General features: G+C 75.3%; 1 protein-coding gene. It reads left to right on the top strand.

The window, feature by feature from the left end:
* A partial coding sequence (locus ABVB68_RS21140; RefSeq protein ID WP_353602650.1) for a tetratricopeptide repeat protein occupies positions 1-850 on the top strand: 850 nt, incomplete at both ends.

The raw sequence follows: 850 nt of genomic DNA, 5'->3' as shown, positions 1-850 counted from the left end.
GCCCGACTTCATCCGGGTGCTGGGCCCGGACCACCCCGACACCCTTACCGCCCGCCACAACGTTGCCCGGTGGCGGGGGGAGGCGGGAGATGCGCAGGGCGCGGTCGACGAGCTTGCCGCGCTGCTGCCCGACTTCATCCGGGTGCTGGGCCCGGACCACCCCGACACCCTTACCGCCCGCCACAACGTTGCCCGGTGGCGGGGGGAGGCGGGAGATGCGCAGAAGGCGGTCGACGAGCTCGCCGCGCTGCTGCCCGACCGGATCCGGGTGCTGGGTCCGGACCACCGCGACACCCTCGCCACCCGGGGCAACCTTGCCCGGTGGCGGGGGGTGGCGGGGGATGCGCAGGGCGCCGTCGACGGGCTCGCCGCGCTGCTGCCCGACTTCATCCGGGTGCTGGGCCCGGACCACCGCGACACCCTTACTGCCCGGCACAACGTTGCCCGGTGGCGGGGGGTGGTGGGGGATGCGCAGAATGCGGTCGACGAGTTCGCCGAGCTGCTGTCCGACTACATCCGGGTGCTGGGCCCGGACCACCCCGACACCCTCGCCACCCGGCACGCTCTCGCCCGGTGGCGGGGGCAAGCGGGGGATGCGCAGGGCGCGGCCGATGCGTTCGCCGAGCTGCTGACCGACCGGATCCGGGTGCTGGGCCCGGACCACCCCGACACCCTCGCCGCCCGGCACGCTCTCGCCTGGTGGCGGGGGCAAGCGGGGGATGCGCAGGGCGCGGTCGACGAGTTCGCCACGCTGCTGGCCGACCGGATCCGGGTGCTGGGTCCGGACCACCCCGACACCCTTACCGCCCGGTACAACCTCGCCTGGTGGCGGGGGGAGGCGGGGGATGCG

It is taken from the genome of Streptomyces sp. NPDC096012 (assembly GCF_040426375.1).
Taxonomy (GTDB): domain Bacteria; phylum Actinomycetota; class Actinomycetes; order Streptomycetales; family Streptomycetaceae; genus Streptomyces.
Note: the sequence above shows the minus strand (reverse complement) of the source record. Positions and strands in the feature narration are given on the sequence as shown.